We start from the raw sequence: 16,854 nt of genomic DNA on the forward strand, positions 1-16,854 counted from the left end.
AGATTATTCATAAGCTTCTATTGGTAATTCTGAACGCACTAGCAGTTGATCTATGTTATAGACTTAAGCCTTTATAAAAGACACAGCATTTCAGTTTCATGACTGATCTGGAAATGAATGACATAAATCTAGTAAACGATTGGTATATCCCCATTCATTATCATACCAAGCATAGACTTTAGCTTGCTTCCCGACCACCATGGTTTGAGTTAAATCTACAATGAGTGAAAACGGAGAATGATTAAAGTCAGATGATACTAAAGGCTCATCTGTTACCGACATAATTTCCGAAAATCGCTCTCGTGCTGCTGAAATTAACGCTTCATTTAACTGATGGTCTGTAATTGGCTGTTGCGCTATAAATGTTAAATCAATAGCTGCCACATTAATGGTAGGAACACGAATTGAGTAACCGTCTATTCGCCCTTCCATTTTTGGCATGACACGTTTGATTGCACCAAGAGCAGATGAAGTCGTTGGAATAATGTTTTGCCCAGATGCCCTCGCACGACGTAAATCGCGGTGAACATGATCTAAAACGGATTGATCCGCTGTAACAGCATGAATTTCTGTCATTAACGCACTTTCTATACCAAAGGCATCGTCAATAATTTTGACCAGAGGAACCAATGCTTGTGTCGTACATGAAACACTCGAAATAATCTGATCCGTAGTTTTAACCTCTGTATGATTTACCCCGTAGACGATTGCAGCATCAACCGTATCAAAAGGTGCAGCCCCAATTATCACGCGTTGAGCGCCAGCATTGAGATGGCGTGTAGCTTCTGCTCGAGATCTAAATAAACCAGTACACTCTAAAACAACATCAACGTTTAAACGCTTCCATGGTAGTTGATCTGGTTCTGTTTGACAGTGGACTTCAATAGATAATTTTTTTTGATAGGCATAAATATTGAGAAATACCTGCTCTGCAACATAACTCAACTCCACTTCCCCATGAAATCTTCCATGTGTGGTGTCATATTTAAATAAATGAATTAAAGTTTCTACATCAGCCACATCATTAATCGCAACGATTTCAAAATTGAATTGTTTTGGATTTTCAAACCAAGCTCTTAAAACATTTCGCCCGATTCGTCCAAATCCGTTAATTGCGATACGTTGCATATGTAACCTTCAACTCTTTAATACAAGTTCTTGAAAGCTCTATGTTAAAGTATTTCTAAAATATACAGTAATAAATAATGGTCTTATGACTACTCAATATTTTTGATTGATCTTCGGGCGAGATACACAGCTTAAGCATTTAAGAATCGTCTCAACAACGTTAATGCTTAAAATTCCACCTAAAACCAGAATTAAAGAGAATTGTCATTAAAACACTTTAAAATCATTGGTACAGGTGGCAAATTCCGTTATAATTTGGCGTTTTTAAACTTTTAGCCCGGTATGCTGGGGTGAATTTTATTGTGAATTCGCACTTTATTTCCCAGACATATTATTTGCCAATACAGAATTAATGGAGTGACTTGGTTGTGAGTACTCGTTTTATGACATCAGCTGAAATTCGTGAAGCATTTTTGCGTTACTTTGAATCGCAAGGCCACACACGTGTCGCGTCGAGTTCTCTAGTTCCTGCCAACGACCCAACTTTGCTCTTTACAAATGCTGGTATGAACCAGTTCAAAGATTGCTTCTTAGGCCTAGAAAAACGAGATTATGTACGTGCAGTGTCATCACAAAAATGTGTTCGTGCTGGCGGTAAACATAACGACTTAGATAACGTGGGCTACACAGCTCGTCACCATACGTTTTTTGAAATGTTAGGTAACTTCTCTTTCGGAGATTACTTTAAACGTGACGCGATTAAATTCGCCTGGGATTTCTTAACCAATGAAAAATGGTTAGGCCTACCTAAAGACAAATTATATGCAACGGTTTATCACACTGATGATGAAGCATTCGACATCTGGAACAAAGAAATCGGTCTAGATGAGTCTCGCATTATTCGTATCGGCGACAACAAAGGCGGTCAATACGCTTCTGATAACTTCTGGGCAATGGGTGACACAGGTCCTTGTGGTCCATGCTCTGAAATCTTCTTTGACCATGGCGATCACATTTGGGGTGGTTTACCAGGTACACCAGAAGAAGATGGCGACCGTTTCATCGAAATTTGGAACAACGTATTCATGCAGTTTAACCGTACTGCTGATGGCGTACTTCACCCTCTTCCAGCACCTTCCGTTGATACAGGTATGGGCTTAGAGCGTATTTCTGCTGTTTTACAACACGTAAACTCAAACTACGAAATCGACCTATTCCAACATTTGCTTAAAGCTGCAGCTGAAATTATTGGTTTAGATACTGCTGAACTTGAAGCGAAAGCACAAGCTGAAGGCAAACCAGTTGAATACCCTGCGTCTTTAAAAGTAGTTGCAGATCATGCACGTTCATGTTCATTCTTGATTGCTGATGGTGTAAACCCTTCAAACGAAGGCCGTGGTTATGTACTACGTCGTATCATCCGTCGTGCAGTACGTCACGGTAACAAATTGGGTGCGACAGGTTCATTCTTCCACAAAATGTTGAAGCCTTTAATTGAGGTGATGGGCGCTGCCTATCCTGAACTTGAAGCACAACAAGCGCGTATTGAAGCTCAACTTTTAAAAGAAGAAGAGCAATTTGCTAAAACCTTAGAACAAGGTTTGAAATTGCTTGAAGGCGAACTTGCTAACTTAAAAGGTTCTGTAATTCCAGGCGAAGTGGTATTCAAACTTTACGACACGTACGGCTTCCCAACTGACTTAACGGCTGACATCGCACGTGAACGTGATTTAACGATTGACGAAGCTGGTTTTGAAAAAGAAATGGCTGCTCAACGTCAACGTGCACGTGATGCGGGTAAATTCGCAATCGACTACAACAGCGTTGTAAAAGTTGAAGGCGAAACTCAGTTTGACGGCTACGATGCAACTGCTGGTGAGGGTCAAATCATCGCAATCTATAAAGATGGCGAACAAGTTGATGAAGTCGTTGAAGGTGATGAAGCTTTAATCGTTCTAAACCAAACACCTTTCTATGCAGAAAGCGGTGGTCAAATCGGTGATACAGGTATCTTTAAAAACGATACAGGTATTTTCGAAGTTCAAGACACGAAAAAATCTGGTGGTGCGTTCGTTCACCAAGGTATCGTGACCATGGGTAACTTTAAAGTTACTCAAAATGTAGAAGCAACAGTTAAAGCAGACATCCGTGCAGCAACAGCACGTAACCACTCTGCGACTCACCTTCTACATGCTGCACTTCGTCAAATCTTGGGTTCACATGTTCAACAAAAAGGTTCATTGGTTGCTTCTGACGTGTTACGTTTCGACTTTGCCAATGATCAACCCGTGACATTTGAACAGATTCAAGAAATTGAACGTCTGGTAAATGCTGAAGTGATTGCCAATACGCCTGTAACAACCGAACTCCTTGACATCGAATCTGCAAAAGCTAAAGGCGCGATGATGTTGTTTGGTGAGAAATATGGCGAAGAAGTTCGCGTACTTTCTATGGGTTCAATCATTGAAGAGAAAAACTTCTCGATCGAACTTTGTGGTGGTATTCACGTTAAACGTACAGGTGACATTGGTCTGTTCAAAATCACTTCTGAAGGTGGTGTTGCTGCAGGTGTACGTCGTATTGAAGCAGTTACAGGTACGAAAGCAATTGAAGTGGCTCAGAAAGCTGATCGTGACATCAACACGATTAATGGCTTATTGAAAGCACAAAAAGATCAAACGATTGAGAAAGTTGAAGCCTTAGCGGACACAGCATCAAGCTTACAAAAGCAAATCGATCAATTGAATCAAAAACTTGCACATTTACAGGCGGGTGAGCTACTTAGCCAAGTTGAGGAAATTGCAGGTCGCAAAACGTTAATCACGACTGTTCAAGGTATGGATGCGAAATCACTTCGCAATCTACACGACGGCGTGAAATCAAAATTAGAAAATGCTGTGATTGTCCTTGCAGGTGTAGAGGGTGACAAAGTGAGCTTGATCGCATCTGTAGCTAAAGACTTCACAGCTTCTATAAAAGCAGGTGACATCATCAAACACTTAGCAACTGAGCTTGGTGGTAAAGGTGGTGGTAAGCCTGATTTGGCACAAGGTGGCGCGCCACTTAACGAGAAGTTTGCTTCCGTCATGGCAGAATTAACTGCTTGGCTAGCTGCAAAATAAAACTTCACCTTTTGTGTAACTGACCTTGAACAACTCTTCAAGGTCATGGTTTATATGGAACAACTATGGCATTAATCGTTCAAAAATATGGCGGTACTTCAATGGGTACTCCTGAGCGCATTTTAAATGTTGCTCGTCGTGTAAAGCGTTGGCATGATCACGGCCACAAGGTTGTGGTTGTTGTATCAGCAATGAGTGGTGAAACCAATCGCCTACTCGCTTTAGCGAAAGCCATTACCGACACCCCTGACCCACGAGAATTAGACCAAATGGTTTCTACGGGTGAACAGGTAACGATTTCAATGTTAGCAATGGCACTGAATTCTATCGGTGTGGAAGCTAAATCTTTGACTGGACGCCAAGTTGGTATTAAAACTGACAGCTCATTCACAAAAGCACGTATTGAATCAATTGATACAGATGTCATGACTGAACAATTAGATGCTGGTCGTGTCATCGTTGTTGCAGGTTTCCAAGGTTTTGATGCTAACGGCAACACAACAACTTTGGGTCGTGGTGGTTCTGATACCTCTGGCGTTGCATTAGCAGCTGCACTCAAAGCGGATGAATGCCAAATTTATACAGATGTGGATGGTGTATATACAACAGATCCACGTGTTGCACCAAAAGCGAAGAAAGTTGATCGTATTTCTTTTGAAGAAATGCTTGAAATGGCTTCTCTTGGTTCTAAAGTTTTACAGATCCGTTCTGTTGAGTTCGCGGGTAAATATCAAGTCCCTTTACGCGTACTCTCTAGCTTCGACAATGAAAATGATGGCGCATTTGACGAAGAATTTAAAAACAACGTCGGAACACTTATCACTACTGAATTGGAAGACAACATGGAACAGCCAATTATCTCTGGTATCGCATTTAACCGTGACGAAGCTAAATTAACTATCTTAGGTGTGCCTGATCTTCCTGGTATTGCATCTAAAATTTTAAAACCGATTGGTGATGCTAATATCGAAGTGGATATGATCATCCAAAACGTTGAAGAAGATGGTACAACTGACTTCACATTCACAGTCAATCGTGGCGAACTTGCTAAAGCAAAAAAAATTCTTGAAGAAACTGCTCAAGCAATCGGTGCCCGTGAAGTTGCAACACGTGATGATATTGTAAAAGTATCTATCGTAGGTGTTGGTATGCGCTCTCATGCTGGTGTTGCAAGCAAAATGTTTACAGCACTTGCTGATGAAGGCATCAATATCCTGATGATTTCAACTTCTGAAATCAAAATCTCTGTTATTATTGAAGAAAATTATTTAGAGCTTGCTGTTCGCTCACTTCACACTGCGTTTGGTCTTGACCGCGGACATGGCGAGTCTAGCGCACGTGCTTAATTTTCTGTCATGAGTTAGCAGAAACAATGCATACTTGATGAAGAAATATTCAGAGCCACTATAGTTTTTCCTATAGTGGCTCTGTTATATTAGGTCTAGAGGTTTATGGGATAATTTCAATAGTCCTGTGCGAATGGTTAAATTCGTCACATTTATCTATTAAAATATTTCGTGGTGCCGAGGTTGTTATTTTCACTTTTTGAAAAAACTATCGCAGGTTTAGCGTTTAAGCAAGGAGATAAACATGCTGATTCTCACCCGTCGTGTTGGTGAAACATTAATGATTGGGGATCAAGTCAGTGTCACTGTACTTGGTGTAAAAGGTAACCAAGTGCGAATTGGTGTGAATGCGCCTAAAGAAGTATCTGTACATCGTGAAGAAATCTATCAACGAATTCAGCATGAACGTGCGATGCATGAGCACTTGCAACATCTTGACCAAGATTACCAACCTTCTTACGAAGAAGAGAATTACACTCAAAATGATTTCAATCGTTGATTAGAAATGATTTTGTGACTAAAGCGGCTAAATTTAGCCGCTTTAAATTTTTGGTGTTTAAGCTGTTTAAAGTCCCAATGATTTGCGTACTGGACCAAAACTACGCCTGTGCTCTTCAACCACGCCAAACTGTGCAATAGCTTCAAAATGAGCTTTGGTCGGGTAGCCTTTATGTTTTGCAAAACCAAACTGAGGATATTTAGCATCAAGTTCTAACATTTGATGATCACGTGTCACCTTAGCCAGGATACTGGCAGCAGAAATTTCTGGATGTAATGCATCTCCTCCAACTACAGCATCACAACTCATACTCAATCCTTGGGGAATTTTATTACCATCAACCAATACATGTTGTGGTTGCACAGTCAATTGTTCAACGGCACGACGCATTGCCAACAACGAAGCATTCAATATATTGAGTTCATCAATTTCTTGATGACTCGCTTCAGCGATAGCCCAAGCTAGTGCTTTTTCTTTGATCTCTATAAATAATTTTTCACGTTTCTTTTCACTGAGTTTTTTAGAATCATTTAACCCAAGAATCGGATTGTTAGGATCCAAAATTACAGCAGCCGCAACGACCGATCCCACCAGTGGACCGCGCCCTGCTTCATCAGCACCAGCAATCAACATCATTTTCCTAATTTATCCTTAAAAAAATAGGCCGATCAAAATCAGCCCATTCATATATCTTTGAAATTAACGTACAGCTTCAGCTACACATTCATTGATGGTTTTAGTCACGATATTGCTAACGATTGTTGCTCGTGCAGCTGGATCAATCGCCGCTGTAGCCAAATCAACCGTAGTCACGCTTTGAGGAGCTTTTTCACTTACACATCCGCAGATTTCACCTTGGATATTTTCTTTTTGCTCTGCTGTCATTAATTTTGTAGCAGTTTTCCACGCAGAAATATTATTTAATTCAGTTGTACATTTTGCATTGATCGCAATTTTAAGCGCAGCCGAACCTAACTGTTGAGTTGTATTTGCTGTAGGTGATGATGTCCCTGTTGTACCAGTAGCACAAGCCCCAAGCACTAATGTCATTGGTGCGAGTAAAGCAATTAATTTTTTCACAGTGTTATCCTTATGATCTTACGAATTGAGCTATTTTGCCTAATGTCACCTCACGAAGAAATAGATTTTTTGAATTTCCCGACTATATGTTCAGTTATAAGTCGCATTTCGTTGCATATTTTCAACACTGTGTCTCATTTCAATACTTATAAATAACTTATCCCTAAATTATGATGTGAAAAATTCAATCATAAGTTTATATCATGAATAATAAATCCCAATATTACACACGCACAGCTCAAGTCTTGCATTGGGTTATGGCGATTATTTTTATTACGGCGTGGACGATCGGCTTTTATAGTGGCAATTTTTTAAGTTATGAGGTTGATGGTAGCTTCAAAGGTGACGTCATCACGCTTCACAAAAATATTGCAACCACCATTATTTTTCTGGTCGTGGTTCGTATCTTTTGGCGCTACACCCATCCTGCTCCCGAGCTACCAGAGACAATGTCTCCCCTCATGAAAAGACTCGCACATTTAGGTCATCTCGGGCTTTATTTTATGCTTCTGGCCTTACCAATTACGGGTTGCTTATGGAGCTGGAGTCTAGGCTACCCTGCACCAGTATTATTCTTATTTGATCTGCCTGCTTTAATTGGTGAGAATCCTCAAGTGACTGAAATTGTAAAACCACTACATATTTGGATTTCTTGGGCTGCAGGTTTACTTTTACTCGGACATATTGCTGCGGCATTAAAGCATCACTTTATAGATAAAGATCATGTCTTAGACAGCATGACCAAACAACCTAAAGATTGATTGAGTACCGCTCTAAATTTCTGAGTGAGATTTAGAGCTAATCACACATGCTTTTAGGCTATTCATCATGGCTTTTCGAACGACTTCTTGCTTCATATCTTCGTTAATTGTTGCTTTGGCAAGTTCCCGAGCAGGAATATCTTTTAAAGCATGATTTGATACACAATCACAGGTTTCTAATTTTAATTTCTTTTTGTTTTCTTCATTCATTAAATATGTCGTTATTTTCCATATTTTTGAATGATTGACTTCACGCTCACATTGATACTGGATGACAGGCTTTAATATACGCTGTGTCAATGTCGTATTTGCATTCGCGATAACTACGGGCAACATTAGCAGACTCAGGCAAAACAAAGACTTCAATTTCAACATCACATTCGGCTCTATTGTTTAAAGCATATTAAACCAAAGGTGGGATTTTGTCCCCACCTTCCAGTATTTTACATAAATAAGTTTAACTGTTTTAAATTGCGAGAATTTTATCTTTCCACTTTTGTTTTTGCACATCGGAAATAAACGATGCTTCAAATGAATTTATAGCGAGTTGCTTTAATTCATGATTTGTTAAATCTAAGGCCTCAGCAATCGCAATAAAATTATCATTCATATAACCACCGAAATAAGATGGATCATCTGAATTGACGGTTACATGCACACCCTGCTGTAACAAACGGCGAATATTATGATCTGCCATATCATCTACAACACAAAGCTTTAAATTTGATAATGGACAAACCGTTAAAGGCATTTTTTCAGCAATCAAACGCTCCAACAACTTTGGATCTTCTTCAGAGCGTACGCCGTGATCAATACGATTCACTTTAAGTACATCCAAAGCTTCCCAAACATATTCTGCTGGACCTTCTTCACCTGCATGAGCAACAACCAAAAATCCTTCATCACGTGCTTTTGCAAATACCCTTTCAAATTTAGAAGGTGGATGCCCAACTTCACTTGAATCTAACCCTACCCCAATAATTTGGTCTTTGTAAGGTAACGCTTGTTCAAGTGTTTCAAATGCGGCCTCTTCACTCAAATGGCGTAAGAAACACATAATCAAATGCGTTGTGATGCCTAATTTTTCCTCAGCATCGTGGCAAGCTCGTTTTAAGCCTTTAATTACCGTTTCAAATGACACACCACGATCCGTATGCGTTTGCGGATCAAAAAACATTTCAGTATGAACCACTCGATCTTCTGCACATTTTTCAAAATATGCCCATGCAAGATCATAAAAATCTTGCTCATTAATCAATACATTCGCACCTGCATAGTAAATATCTAGAAATGATTGCAGATTGTGAAAATTATAAGCCTGTTTGACTTCTTCAACTGATTGATATGGGATTGCAATTTCATTGCGCTGAGCAATGGCAAACATCAACTCAGGTTCAAATGTCCCTTCAATATGGACATGAAGCTCAGCTTTAGGTAAAGCTTTAATTAACTCAACACGGTTCATTGCTACTCCTCATGAAACCAAAAAATAAAAAGGGTGCAAACTGAGTTTACACCCTTTTAAAAACTGTTAAAAATTAGCCGCCAAACATTGCAAATTTTAGCGCCCATAATACTGCGATAATCCATACCATATATGGTACTGTAGATGCTTTACCTGTAAGTAACTTCACCAACGCATAACTGATAAAGCCCATGGCAATACCATCAGCGATTGAGTAAGTGAACGGCATAAACACGATCGTTAAGAAAGCAGGAACCGCTTCAGTAATATCATCCCAATCAATATGCGTAATACCCTGAATCATCAATACCCCTACAAAGAGTAAGGCTGGTGCAGTTGCAAACCCAGGAACAGATTGAGCCAACGGTGCTAAGAACAAACAAGCAATAAAAAGTAAACCAACTATTACCGCTGTAAGACCTGTACGCCCCCCTGCTGCTACACCCGCAGAAGACTCAATATATGGTGTCGTTGATGATGTACCTAATGCAGCACCAGCAACAATCGCGGAAGAGTCTGCAAACAGAGCTTTCTTCAAGCGTGGCAATTTACCATCTTTGAGTAAACCAGCACGATGTGAAACACCAACCAGCGTTCCTGTTGAATCAAAAAGATCAACTAAGAAGAACACAAAAATTACACCGATTAAACTTGCGGTAAATAAGCCTTCAAAATCCATTTGCATGAATGTTGGTGCAATTGAAGGAATTTGACCAACCACGCCTTTAAATTCACTTAATCCTAGGAATGTTGAGATTGCAGTCAGCACTAAAATACTAATGATAATCGCACCACGTATTTTGAAGTGATGCATAACAACAACCATCAAGAAACCCAATAAGGCTAAGAGAACGGTTGGTTGTTTTAAATCACCTAAACCCACTAGAGTCGCAGGATTATCCACAATGATGCCAGCATTTTTCAAAGCGATTAATGCTAGGAATAAACCAATACCACCACCAATAGCCAATTTTAAAGACATTGGAATGGCATTCACGATAGCTTCACGAATTTTAAACATACTGATCGCGATGAAGACCAGACCAGACACAAATACCGCAGCTAAAGCGGTTTGCCAAGGCACACCCATTCCTAAACATACCGAATAGGTAAAATATGCATTTAAGCCCATACCCGGAGCCAATGCGATTGGGTAATTGGCAATAATACCCATGACAAAACAACCGATTGCTGCTGCTAAACATGTCGCAACAAATACCGCACCATGATCCATTCCTGTTTCAGACAGAATCATTGGATTGACAATGATGATGTAGCACATTGTCAGGAATGTCGTCATACCTGCAATAATTTCAGTTCGAAAAGTTGTTTTGTTTTCGCTTAGTTTAAATAAGCGTTCAAGCAAACCCGCTGAAGAATTTGGATTTGTCATTGTCGAGCCCCTGCTTAAGATCGAGCGATTCGTAAAAATTATTTAGATCATTTATTCAATGATTCATTGGCAAATGTAGCTCAGATGACGCATTCAATAAACGTACCAAAATGACATTTCCGATAAATTGAAGCACAATTAAAAAAGCTGCAATAAAGCAGCTTTGATATGATGATCTATCAATTGAACAGTCGCTAGACAATTCGATCTATCGGGATATATTTTTAATTATAACATAGACTGAATTTGAAGGGCTGAATAAACAGTCATAGGTTATAAAACACTAAAATTTAATCTTTATTTAAATCACGTTAAAAAATATAAATTTAAATATACCCCTTAAAAAATCACTGATGATTTTTAGATCATTTAATTTTAAATGGTAGAGTAAATTAAGCTTGCTAACAGTGAATACTTTCTAAATTTGCAATCTTACCTATCAATATGAACATTATTTCATTTGGAGGTATTCCCAGATCAAGTAACCTAATCCAAACCCTAAACAGGAATACGCAGTAATAATAAAGAAAACGAAACTTGCTTTATTCTTTTTTTTCAAGAAATTCATAATGCTCGCCTTAAGTTAACTCGTCATGCACTATGATAATGCATTTAGCAAATAATACCAGTGAAATAGAATTATTTTCCTTAAATATCAACAAATTACTATTTTTAATAAATACAATCAGTACTTTTCATAACCACTTCATTTTATTATAAAAAATTGAGCACCCTAACTAGATGCATCGATTTGCTGATCTTTAAAATAAAAAGGCCACTATTCATAGTGGCCTTTCATTCGATCAGTTTTGTTGAGAAACAAAACGTGCTCTGGCAGCATGAAGCTTCTTATAGCTCTCAATAAGTTTTAAATGACGATCGAGACCTTCAAGTTGCATATTGGTTGGCGTCAATCCATAAAAACGCACATCACCTTCGATTGAGCCTATTGCAGCATCAACTCTCTCATCACCGAACATACGTCTAAAATTCGGTTCATAGTCTTCAATTTCCATTTCTTCATCTAACAACACTTCTAATACAACATCCATGCATTGATAGAATAAGCCTCGTTCTACAGTATTGGTGTTGTATTGTAAGAACTGTTCCACTTGGTCTTTCGCTTCTTCGAAATTTTCCAAAGCTAAGTTAATTAATAGTTTTAATTCAAGAATAGTTAACTGACCCCACACCGTATTATCGTCAAATTCAACACCAATCAAGGTAATAATATCGGTATAGTCATCCACTTCAACTTCTTCAAGTTTCTCTAGCAAAGCTTCGAGCTGTTCATTATCTAAACGATGTAAGTTAAGAATATCTTCTCTAAAGGCTAAAGCTTTATTGGTATTGTCCCAAACCAGATCTTCAACCAAATACACCTCAGAATATCCTGGCACCAGAATTCGGCATGCAGTTGCACCTAAATGTTGGTATACAGCCATGTAAACTTCTTTACCCATCTCTTTTAGGATATTGAACATCTTTTCAGCTTCTTCAGCGTTTGTATTTTCACCTTGACTGGTGAAATCCCACTCTACGAAATCATAATCAGATTTCGAACTGAAGAATCTCCAAGACACAACACCCGATGAATCAATAAAGTGTTCCACAAAGTTATTTGGTTCTGTCAGTGCATGGCTATTGAAAGTAGGACGTGGTAAGTCATTTAAACCTTCAAAACTACGACCTTGTAAAAGCTCTGTTAGGCTGCGTTCTAATGCAACTTCAAAGTTTGGATGAGCCCCGAATGATGCAAAAACGCCACCCGTTCTTGGATTCATTAATGTCACGCACATGACTGGGAATTTCCCACCTAATGAAGCATCTTTGACCAGCACTGGAAAACCTTGCTCCTCAAGCCCCTTAATACCCTCAACTATTTTTGGGTACTTTGCTAGAACATGTTCAGGTACATCTGGCAGGGTAATTTCACCCTCTAAAATTTCGCGCTTAACCGCACGCTCAAATATTTCAGATAAACATTGTACTTGTGCTTCAGCCAAGGTATTTCCTGCGCTCATACCATTTGACAGATACAAATTTTCAATCAAATTTGAAGGGAAATATACAATCTCACCGTCTGACTGGCGCACAAATGGTAACGAACAAATACCTCTCTCAGTATTGCCAGAATTTGTGTCGTACAGATGTGTGCCTAATAACTCATCTTCAGGATCGTAAATTTCAAGTGTATATTCATCTAAAATTTCTGATGGCAATTCACCATTTGGACCTGGTTGGAACCACTTTTCATCTGGGTAATGCACAAATTCAGCATTTGCGATTTCTTCACCCCAAAATTGGTCGTTATAGAAGAAATTACAATTCAAACGTTCAATAAACTCGCCTAATGCAGACGCTAAAGCACTCTCTTTCGTTGAACCTTTACCATTGGTAAAGCACATTGGCGCTTGTGCATCGCGAATATGTAAAGACCATACGTTTGGCACAATATTTCGCCAAGACGCAATTTCAATCTTCATTCCTAAGCCCGCCAAAATTGCAGACATATTGGCAATCGTTTCTTCAAGCGGTAAATCTTTACCCGGAATAACAGTCACATTTTCCTTGGCAATATTTGGCATAAGTAAAGCTTGAGCATCCGCATCAATGCTTTCAACTTCCTCAATAACAAATTCAGGACCTGTTTGAATGACTTTTTTTACAGTGCAACGGTCGATTGAACGTAAAATACCTTGTCGATCCTTCTCAGAGATATCTGAGGGTAATTCGACTTGAATTTTAAAAATTTGTTTATAACGGTTTTCTGGATCAACAATATTATTTTGGGATAATCGAATATTTTCTGTAGGAATATCTCGTGCAGCACAATACACCTTTACAAAATAAGCTGCACATAATGCTGAAGACGCAAGAAAATAGTCAAATGGGCCTGGTGCAGATCCATCACCTTTATAACGAATAGGTTGATCGGCAATAACCGTGAAATCGTCGAACTTTGCTTCCTGTCGAAGATTGTCGAGATAATTGACTTTGATTTCCATGCGGGCACCTACAGAACTTATCCAAACAGCTAGATAAGTTAAAAATAAATTAAAACGCATTGTAATCAGAAATGCATGCAAATTGAATGAAAGTTTTTTAAATCCTCCCCTTAAGCTCTCTCTAATTTGGCGTAATCAGTGTTTTATTTACAAAAATTTTAACAAAAAAAAGCTGGTACCGAAGTACCAGCTTTTTTAATCCGCCAAACTGAAATTCAGTTCAACTTAAGTGTTATTAGATGCTTGCAATAGCAGCATTTAAAGTTGCACTTGGACGCATAACTGCATTTACTTTCTCTTGATCGATTGCGTAGTAACCACCGATATCAACAGATTTACCTTGAACTTCTGCAAGTTCGGCAACGATCTTCTCTTCATTTTCAGCTAAAGTCTTCGCTAAAGTAGAGAATGTCGCTTTTAATTCAGCATCTTCGTCTTGAGCTGCTAATTCTTCAGCCCAGAACTTCGCTAAATAGAAATGGCTACCACGGTTGTCTAACTCACCTGTACGACGTGATGGAGATTTGTCGTTGTCAAGTAATTTACCAGTTGCAGCATCCAATGTTTTCGCAAGAAGTTTAGCTTTAGGGTTGTTTTCTTTAATACCAAGCTCTTCAAGTGAAACAGCGAGTGCAAGGAACTCACCTAAAGAATCCCAACGTAAGTGGTTTTCTTCAACAAGTTGTTGTACGTGTTTAGGTGCTGAACCACCTGCACCAGTTTCGTACATACCACCACCCGCCATTAAAGGCACGATAGACAGCATTTTCGCAGAAGTACCAAGCTCCATAATTGGGAACAAGTCAGTGAGGTAGTCACGTAGAATGTTACCCGTTACAGAGATTGTATCTAGACCACGAGCAACACGTTCAAGTGTGTAACGCATTGCACGTACTTGAGACATGATTTGGATGTCTAGACCATCTGTATCGTGATCTTTTAAGTATTTTTGAACTTTCTTGATCAATTCGTTTTCGTGTGGACGGTATGGGTCTAACCAGAAGATTGCTGGCATACCAGAGTTACGTGCACGTGTTACAGCTAGTTTTACCCAGTCGCGGATCGGTGCATCTTTCACCTGACACATACGCCAGATATCACCTTCTTCCACGTTTTGAGACATTAAAACTTCGCCAGTTTCGATATCTGTGATGTTAGCTACACCAGCTTGCGCGATTTCGAATGTTTTGTCGTGTGAACCGTATTCTTCAGCTTTTTGAGCCATTAGACCAACGTTAGGTACAGTACCCATTGTGCGTGGGTCGAAGTTACCATTCCACTTACAGAAGTTGATCATTTCTTGGTAAATACGCGCAAATGTAGATTCAGGCATTACTGCTTTACAGTCGTAAGGCTTACCGTCAGCACCCCACATTTTACCACCACCACGGATCATTGCAGGCATAGAAGCATCTACGATCACGTCGTTTGGAGAATGGAAATTAGTGATACCTTTTGCTGAATCCACCATTGCTAAAGCAGGACGGTGTTCTTGACATGCGTGTAGATCTTCGATGATCTCTTCACGTAAAGAAGTCGGTAAAGTTTCGATCTTCTCGTAAAGACCAGCCATACCGTTGTTTACGTTAATACCTAGTTCGTCGAACAGTTTACCGTGTTTTTCGAACGCTTCTTTGTAATAAATCTTCACACAGTGACCAAATACGATCGGGTGTGAAACTTTCATCATGGTTGCTTTAACGTGTAAAGAGAACAAGATGCCCGCTTCTTTACAATCATCTAATTCTTTTTCATAGAAGTCACAAAGCGCTTTCTTGCTCATGAACATTGAATCGATGATTTCGCCGTCTTGCAGTGCAACTTTGTCTTTAAGAACGATAGTTTCACCAGAATTCGTGATCAATTCCATTTTCACATTGCGAGGACGATCTAAAGTCATAGACTTTTCGCCGTGATAGAAGTCACCTTCATCCATGTGAGAAACGTGAGTTTGTGACCACTGTTTCCACTCACCCATAGAATGTGGGTGTTTTTTCGCATAGTTTTTAACAGCAGCAGGCGCACGACGGTCAGAGTTCCCTTCACGCAATACAGGGTTTACTGCTGAACCTAAGCATTTACCAAAACGTGCTTTGAGTGCTTTTTCTTCTTCAGTCGTAGGATTCTCAGGATAATCTGGAATTGCATAGCCTTTTGATTGAAGCTCTTTGATACATGCAGTCAACTGAGCTACAGATGCACTGATGTTTGGAAGTTTGATGATGTTTGTGTCTGGATCTTGTGTAAGACGACCTAATTCTGCAAGATTGTCTGATACTTTCTGCTCTTCGCTAAGGTATTCAGAGAATTCAGCGAGCACGCGTGCTGCAACTGAGATGTCAGTTTTTACAATCTCAACACCAGCAGGCTTAGTAAAGGTCTCAATGATCGGCAGTAGTGAGTAAGTCGCCAGTAATGGCGCCTCGTCGGTCAGTGTGTAGATGATAGTTGACTTTCCACCAGCCATATATAGCCCCTTGCTTTGGATTGAGTTACAGAGCACCGAACTTTTGGTCCAGTCTCTTAGAACCGATTTGCTTAAATTAAAACGTTGAGAGTATCGTTCTTCGTCGCATTTCAGTCAATGAAATAAGCTTTTAGTACGCTATTTTGATGAAATAACATACAAAATAGTATCCATCTTTAGTTTGATAATACTGTATGAATTTCATTACTTCTGAATGAAAAGTGAAGAACTGGTAATGAACGTTGATCTCAACTTCCCTGTAATATGAACATTATACGTGTCTCATATTTAAACAGGATGGCAAAAGCGTACATTTCGGGCGTTATTGTAAGTGTTAATGTACGGGTATATTAATAAATTACGGAAATACCCAATATTTAGATTAAAGCATTTTGGGTATTTATACTTAAAATATATAATTTAATATCAAATTTAGAGATTTTTTAAACGCAATTTTTCTTGATAGAGCAAGTGATAACGAATACTTTACTTTTAAAAAAAGAAGTAATGTCTTGATTACGAAAAAAGGGCTTAAGTAAAATACTTAAGCCCTTTTTTTTAAATCTTGGTAGGTATATCCAGACTCGAACTGGAGACCTCTACGATGTCAACGTAGCGCTCTAACCAACTGAGCTATACACCTAG

General features: G+C 39.1%; 13 protein-coding genes and 1 tRNA gene. 4 read left to right on the forward strand and 10 right to left on the reverse strand.

Features of this window, described 5'->3' with window-relative positions:
* Positions 1–96: 96 nt before the first annotated feature.
* The gene (gene gap / locus AC1M9I_RS04795; RefSeq protein ID WP_481594256.1) at positions 97–1,128 is read right to left on the reverse strand and encodes a type I glyceraldehyde-3-phosphate dehydrogenase; all 1,032 of its coding nucleotides are present in this window, start codon (positions 1,126–1,128) and stop codon (positions 97–99) included.
* A gap of 368 nt (positions 1,129–1,496) precedes the next feature.
* Between gap and alaS the strand changes: the two genes are divergently transcribed.
* The 3 genes from alaS to csrA all read left to right on the forward strand — a co-directional run bounded on the left by alaS (position 1,497) and on the right by csrA (position 6,035).
* Positions 1,497–4,190: an alanine--tRNA ligase gene (gene alaS, locus AC1M9I_RS04800; RefSeq protein ID WP_481594255.1), complete on the forward strand. Its 2,694-nt coding sequence runs from the start codon at positions 1,497–1,499 to the stop codon at positions 4,188–4,190.
* Positions 4,191–4,255: 65 nt separating this feature from the next.
* The gene (locus tag AC1M9I_RS04805) at positions 4,256–5,536 is read left to right on the forward strand and encodes an aspartate kinase (RefSeq protein WP_481592925.1); all 1,281 of its coding nucleotides are present in this window, start codon (positions 4,256–4,258) and stop codon (positions 5,534–5,536) included.
* A 244-nt stretch (positions 5,537–5,780) separates the two neighbouring features.
* Positions 5,781–6,035 (forward strand): carbon storage regulator CsrA, encoded by a 255-nt coding sequence (gene csrA / locus AC1M9I_RS04810; protein WP_035265869.1) that lies wholly within the window; start codon positions 5,781–5,783, stop codon positions 6,033–6,035.
* 66 nt (positions 6,036–6,101) lie between these two features.
* Here the strand turns inward: csrA and rnhB are convergent, their stop codons facing one another.
* Positions 6,102–6,668: a ribonuclease HII gene (gene rnhB / locus AC1M9I_RS04815; protein ID WP_180027870.1), complete on the reverse strand. Its 567-nt coding sequence runs from the start codon at positions 6,666–6,668 to the stop codon at positions 6,102–6,104.
* Positions 6,669–6,734: 66 nt separating this feature from the next.
* A complete protein-coding gene (locus AC1M9I_RS04820; protein ID WP_092766111.1) occupies positions 6,735–7,115 on the reverse strand; it encodes a hypothetical protein in 381 nt (126 codons plus the stop codon).
* A gap of 203 nt (positions 7,116–7,318) precedes the next feature.
* Here AC1M9I_RS04820 and AC1M9I_RS04825 point away from each other — a divergent pair, with 203 nt between their 5' ends.
* Positions 7,319–7,876 carry a cytochrome b gene (locus AC1M9I_RS04825; RefSeq protein ID WP_481594253.1) on the forward strand — a complete coding sequence of 186 codons (558 nt, stop codon included), beginning with the start codon at positions 7,319–7,321 and terminating at the stop codon, positions 7,874–7,876.
* 12 nt (positions 7,877–7,888) lie between these two features.
* Here the strand turns inward: AC1M9I_RS04825 and AC1M9I_RS04830 are convergent, their stop codons facing one another.
* The 7 genes from AC1M9I_RS04830 to AC1M9I_RS04860 form a co-directional block, all read right to left on the reverse strand.
* The gene (locus AC1M9I_RS04830) at positions 7,889–8,212 is read right to left on the reverse strand and encodes a hypothetical protein (protein WP_481594252.1); all 324 of its coding nucleotides are present in this window, start codon (positions 8,210–8,212) and stop codon (positions 7,889–7,891) included.
* Positions 8,213–8,342: 130 nt separating this feature from the next.
* Positions 8,343–9,341 carry an adenosine deaminase gene (locus tag AC1M9I_RS04835; RefSeq protein WP_180027578.1) on the reverse strand — a complete coding sequence of 333 codons (999 nt, stop codon included), beginning with the start codon at positions 9,339–9,341 and terminating at the stop codon, positions 8,343–8,345.
* 73 nt (positions 9,342–9,414) lie between these two features.
* Positions 9,415–10,734 (reverse strand): NCS2 family permease, encoded by a 1,320-nt coding sequence (locus AC1M9I_RS04840; protein ID WP_481594251.1) that lies wholly within the window; start codon positions 10,732–10,734, stop codon positions 9,415–9,417.
* Between the two features lie 451 nt (positions 10,735–11,185).
* Positions 11,186–11,302, reverse strand: a complete 117-nt coding sequence (locus AC1M9I_RS04845; protein ID WP_092766106.1) for a hypothetical protein — start codon at positions 11,300–11,302, stop codon at positions 11,186–11,188.
* Between the two features lie 235 nt (positions 11,303–11,537).
* On the reverse strand, positions 11,538–13,742 hold the full coding sequence (locus tag AC1M9I_RS04850) for an OsmC domain/YcaO domain-containing protein (RefSeq protein ID WP_481594250.1): 2,205 nt from the start codon (positions 13,740–13,742) through the stop codon (positions 11,538–11,540).
* 235 nt (positions 13,743–13,977) lie between these two features.
* Positions 13,978–16,209, reverse strand: a complete 2,232-nt coding sequence (locus tag AC1M9I_RS04855; protein ID WP_092766105.1) for an NADP-dependent isocitrate dehydrogenase — start codon at positions 16,207–16,209, stop codon at positions 13,978–13,980.
* 566 nt (positions 16,210–16,775) lie between these two features.
* Positions 16,776–16,852 (reverse strand) — tRNA-Val (locus AC1M9I_RS04860).
* Positions 16,853–16,854 lie beyond the last annotated feature (2 nt).

The sequence above is a fragment of the Acinetobacter sp. ANC_7553 genome (genome assembly GCF_056779895.1).

Bases quoted from the DNA above. Each gene is read 5' to 3' on its own strand.
- gap (WP_481594256.1), bottom strand. From the start codon at position 1,128: ATGCAACGTATCGCAATTAACGGATTTGGACGAATCGGGCGAAATGTT.
- AC1M9I_RS04805 (WP_481592925.1), top strand. From the start codon at position 4,256: ATGGCATTAATCGTTCAAAAATATGGCGGTACTTCAATGGGTACTCCT.
- csrA (WP_035265869.1), top strand. From the start codon at position 5,781: ATGCTGATTCTCACCCGTCGTGTTGGTGAAACATTAATGATTGGGGAT.
- rnhB (WP_180027870.1), bottom strand. From the start codon at position 6,668: ATGTTGATTGCTGGTGCTGATGAAGCAGGGCGCGGTCCACTGGTGGGA.
- AC1M9I_RS04825 (WP_481594253.1), top strand. From the start codon at position 7,319: ATGAATAATAAATCCCAATATTACACACGCACAGCTCAAGTCTTGCAT.
- AC1M9I_RS04830 (WP_481594252.1), bottom strand. From the start codon at position 8,212: ATGTTGCCCGTAGTTATCGCGAATGCAAATACGACATTGACACAGCGT.
- AC1M9I_RS04835 (WP_180027578.1), bottom strand. From the start codon at position 9,341: ATGAACCGTGTTGAGTTAATTAAAGCTTTACCTAAAGCTGAGCTTCAT.
- AC1M9I_RS04840 (WP_481594251.1), bottom strand. From the start codon at position 10,734: ATGACAAATCCAAATTCTTCAGCGGGTTTGCTTGAACGCTTATTTAAA.
- AC1M9I_RS04845 (WP_092766106.1), bottom strand. From the start codon at position 11,302: ATGAATTTCTTGAAAAAAAAGAATAAAGCAAGTTTCGTTTTCTTTATT.
- AC1M9I_RS04850 (WP_481594250.1), bottom strand. From the start codon at position 13,742: ATGGAAATCAAAGTCAATTATCTCGACAATCTTCGACAGGAAGCAAAG.
- AC1M9I_RS04855 (WP_092766105.1), bottom strand. From the start codon at position 16,209: ATGGCTGGTGGAAAGTCAACTATCATCTACACACTGACCGACGAGGCG.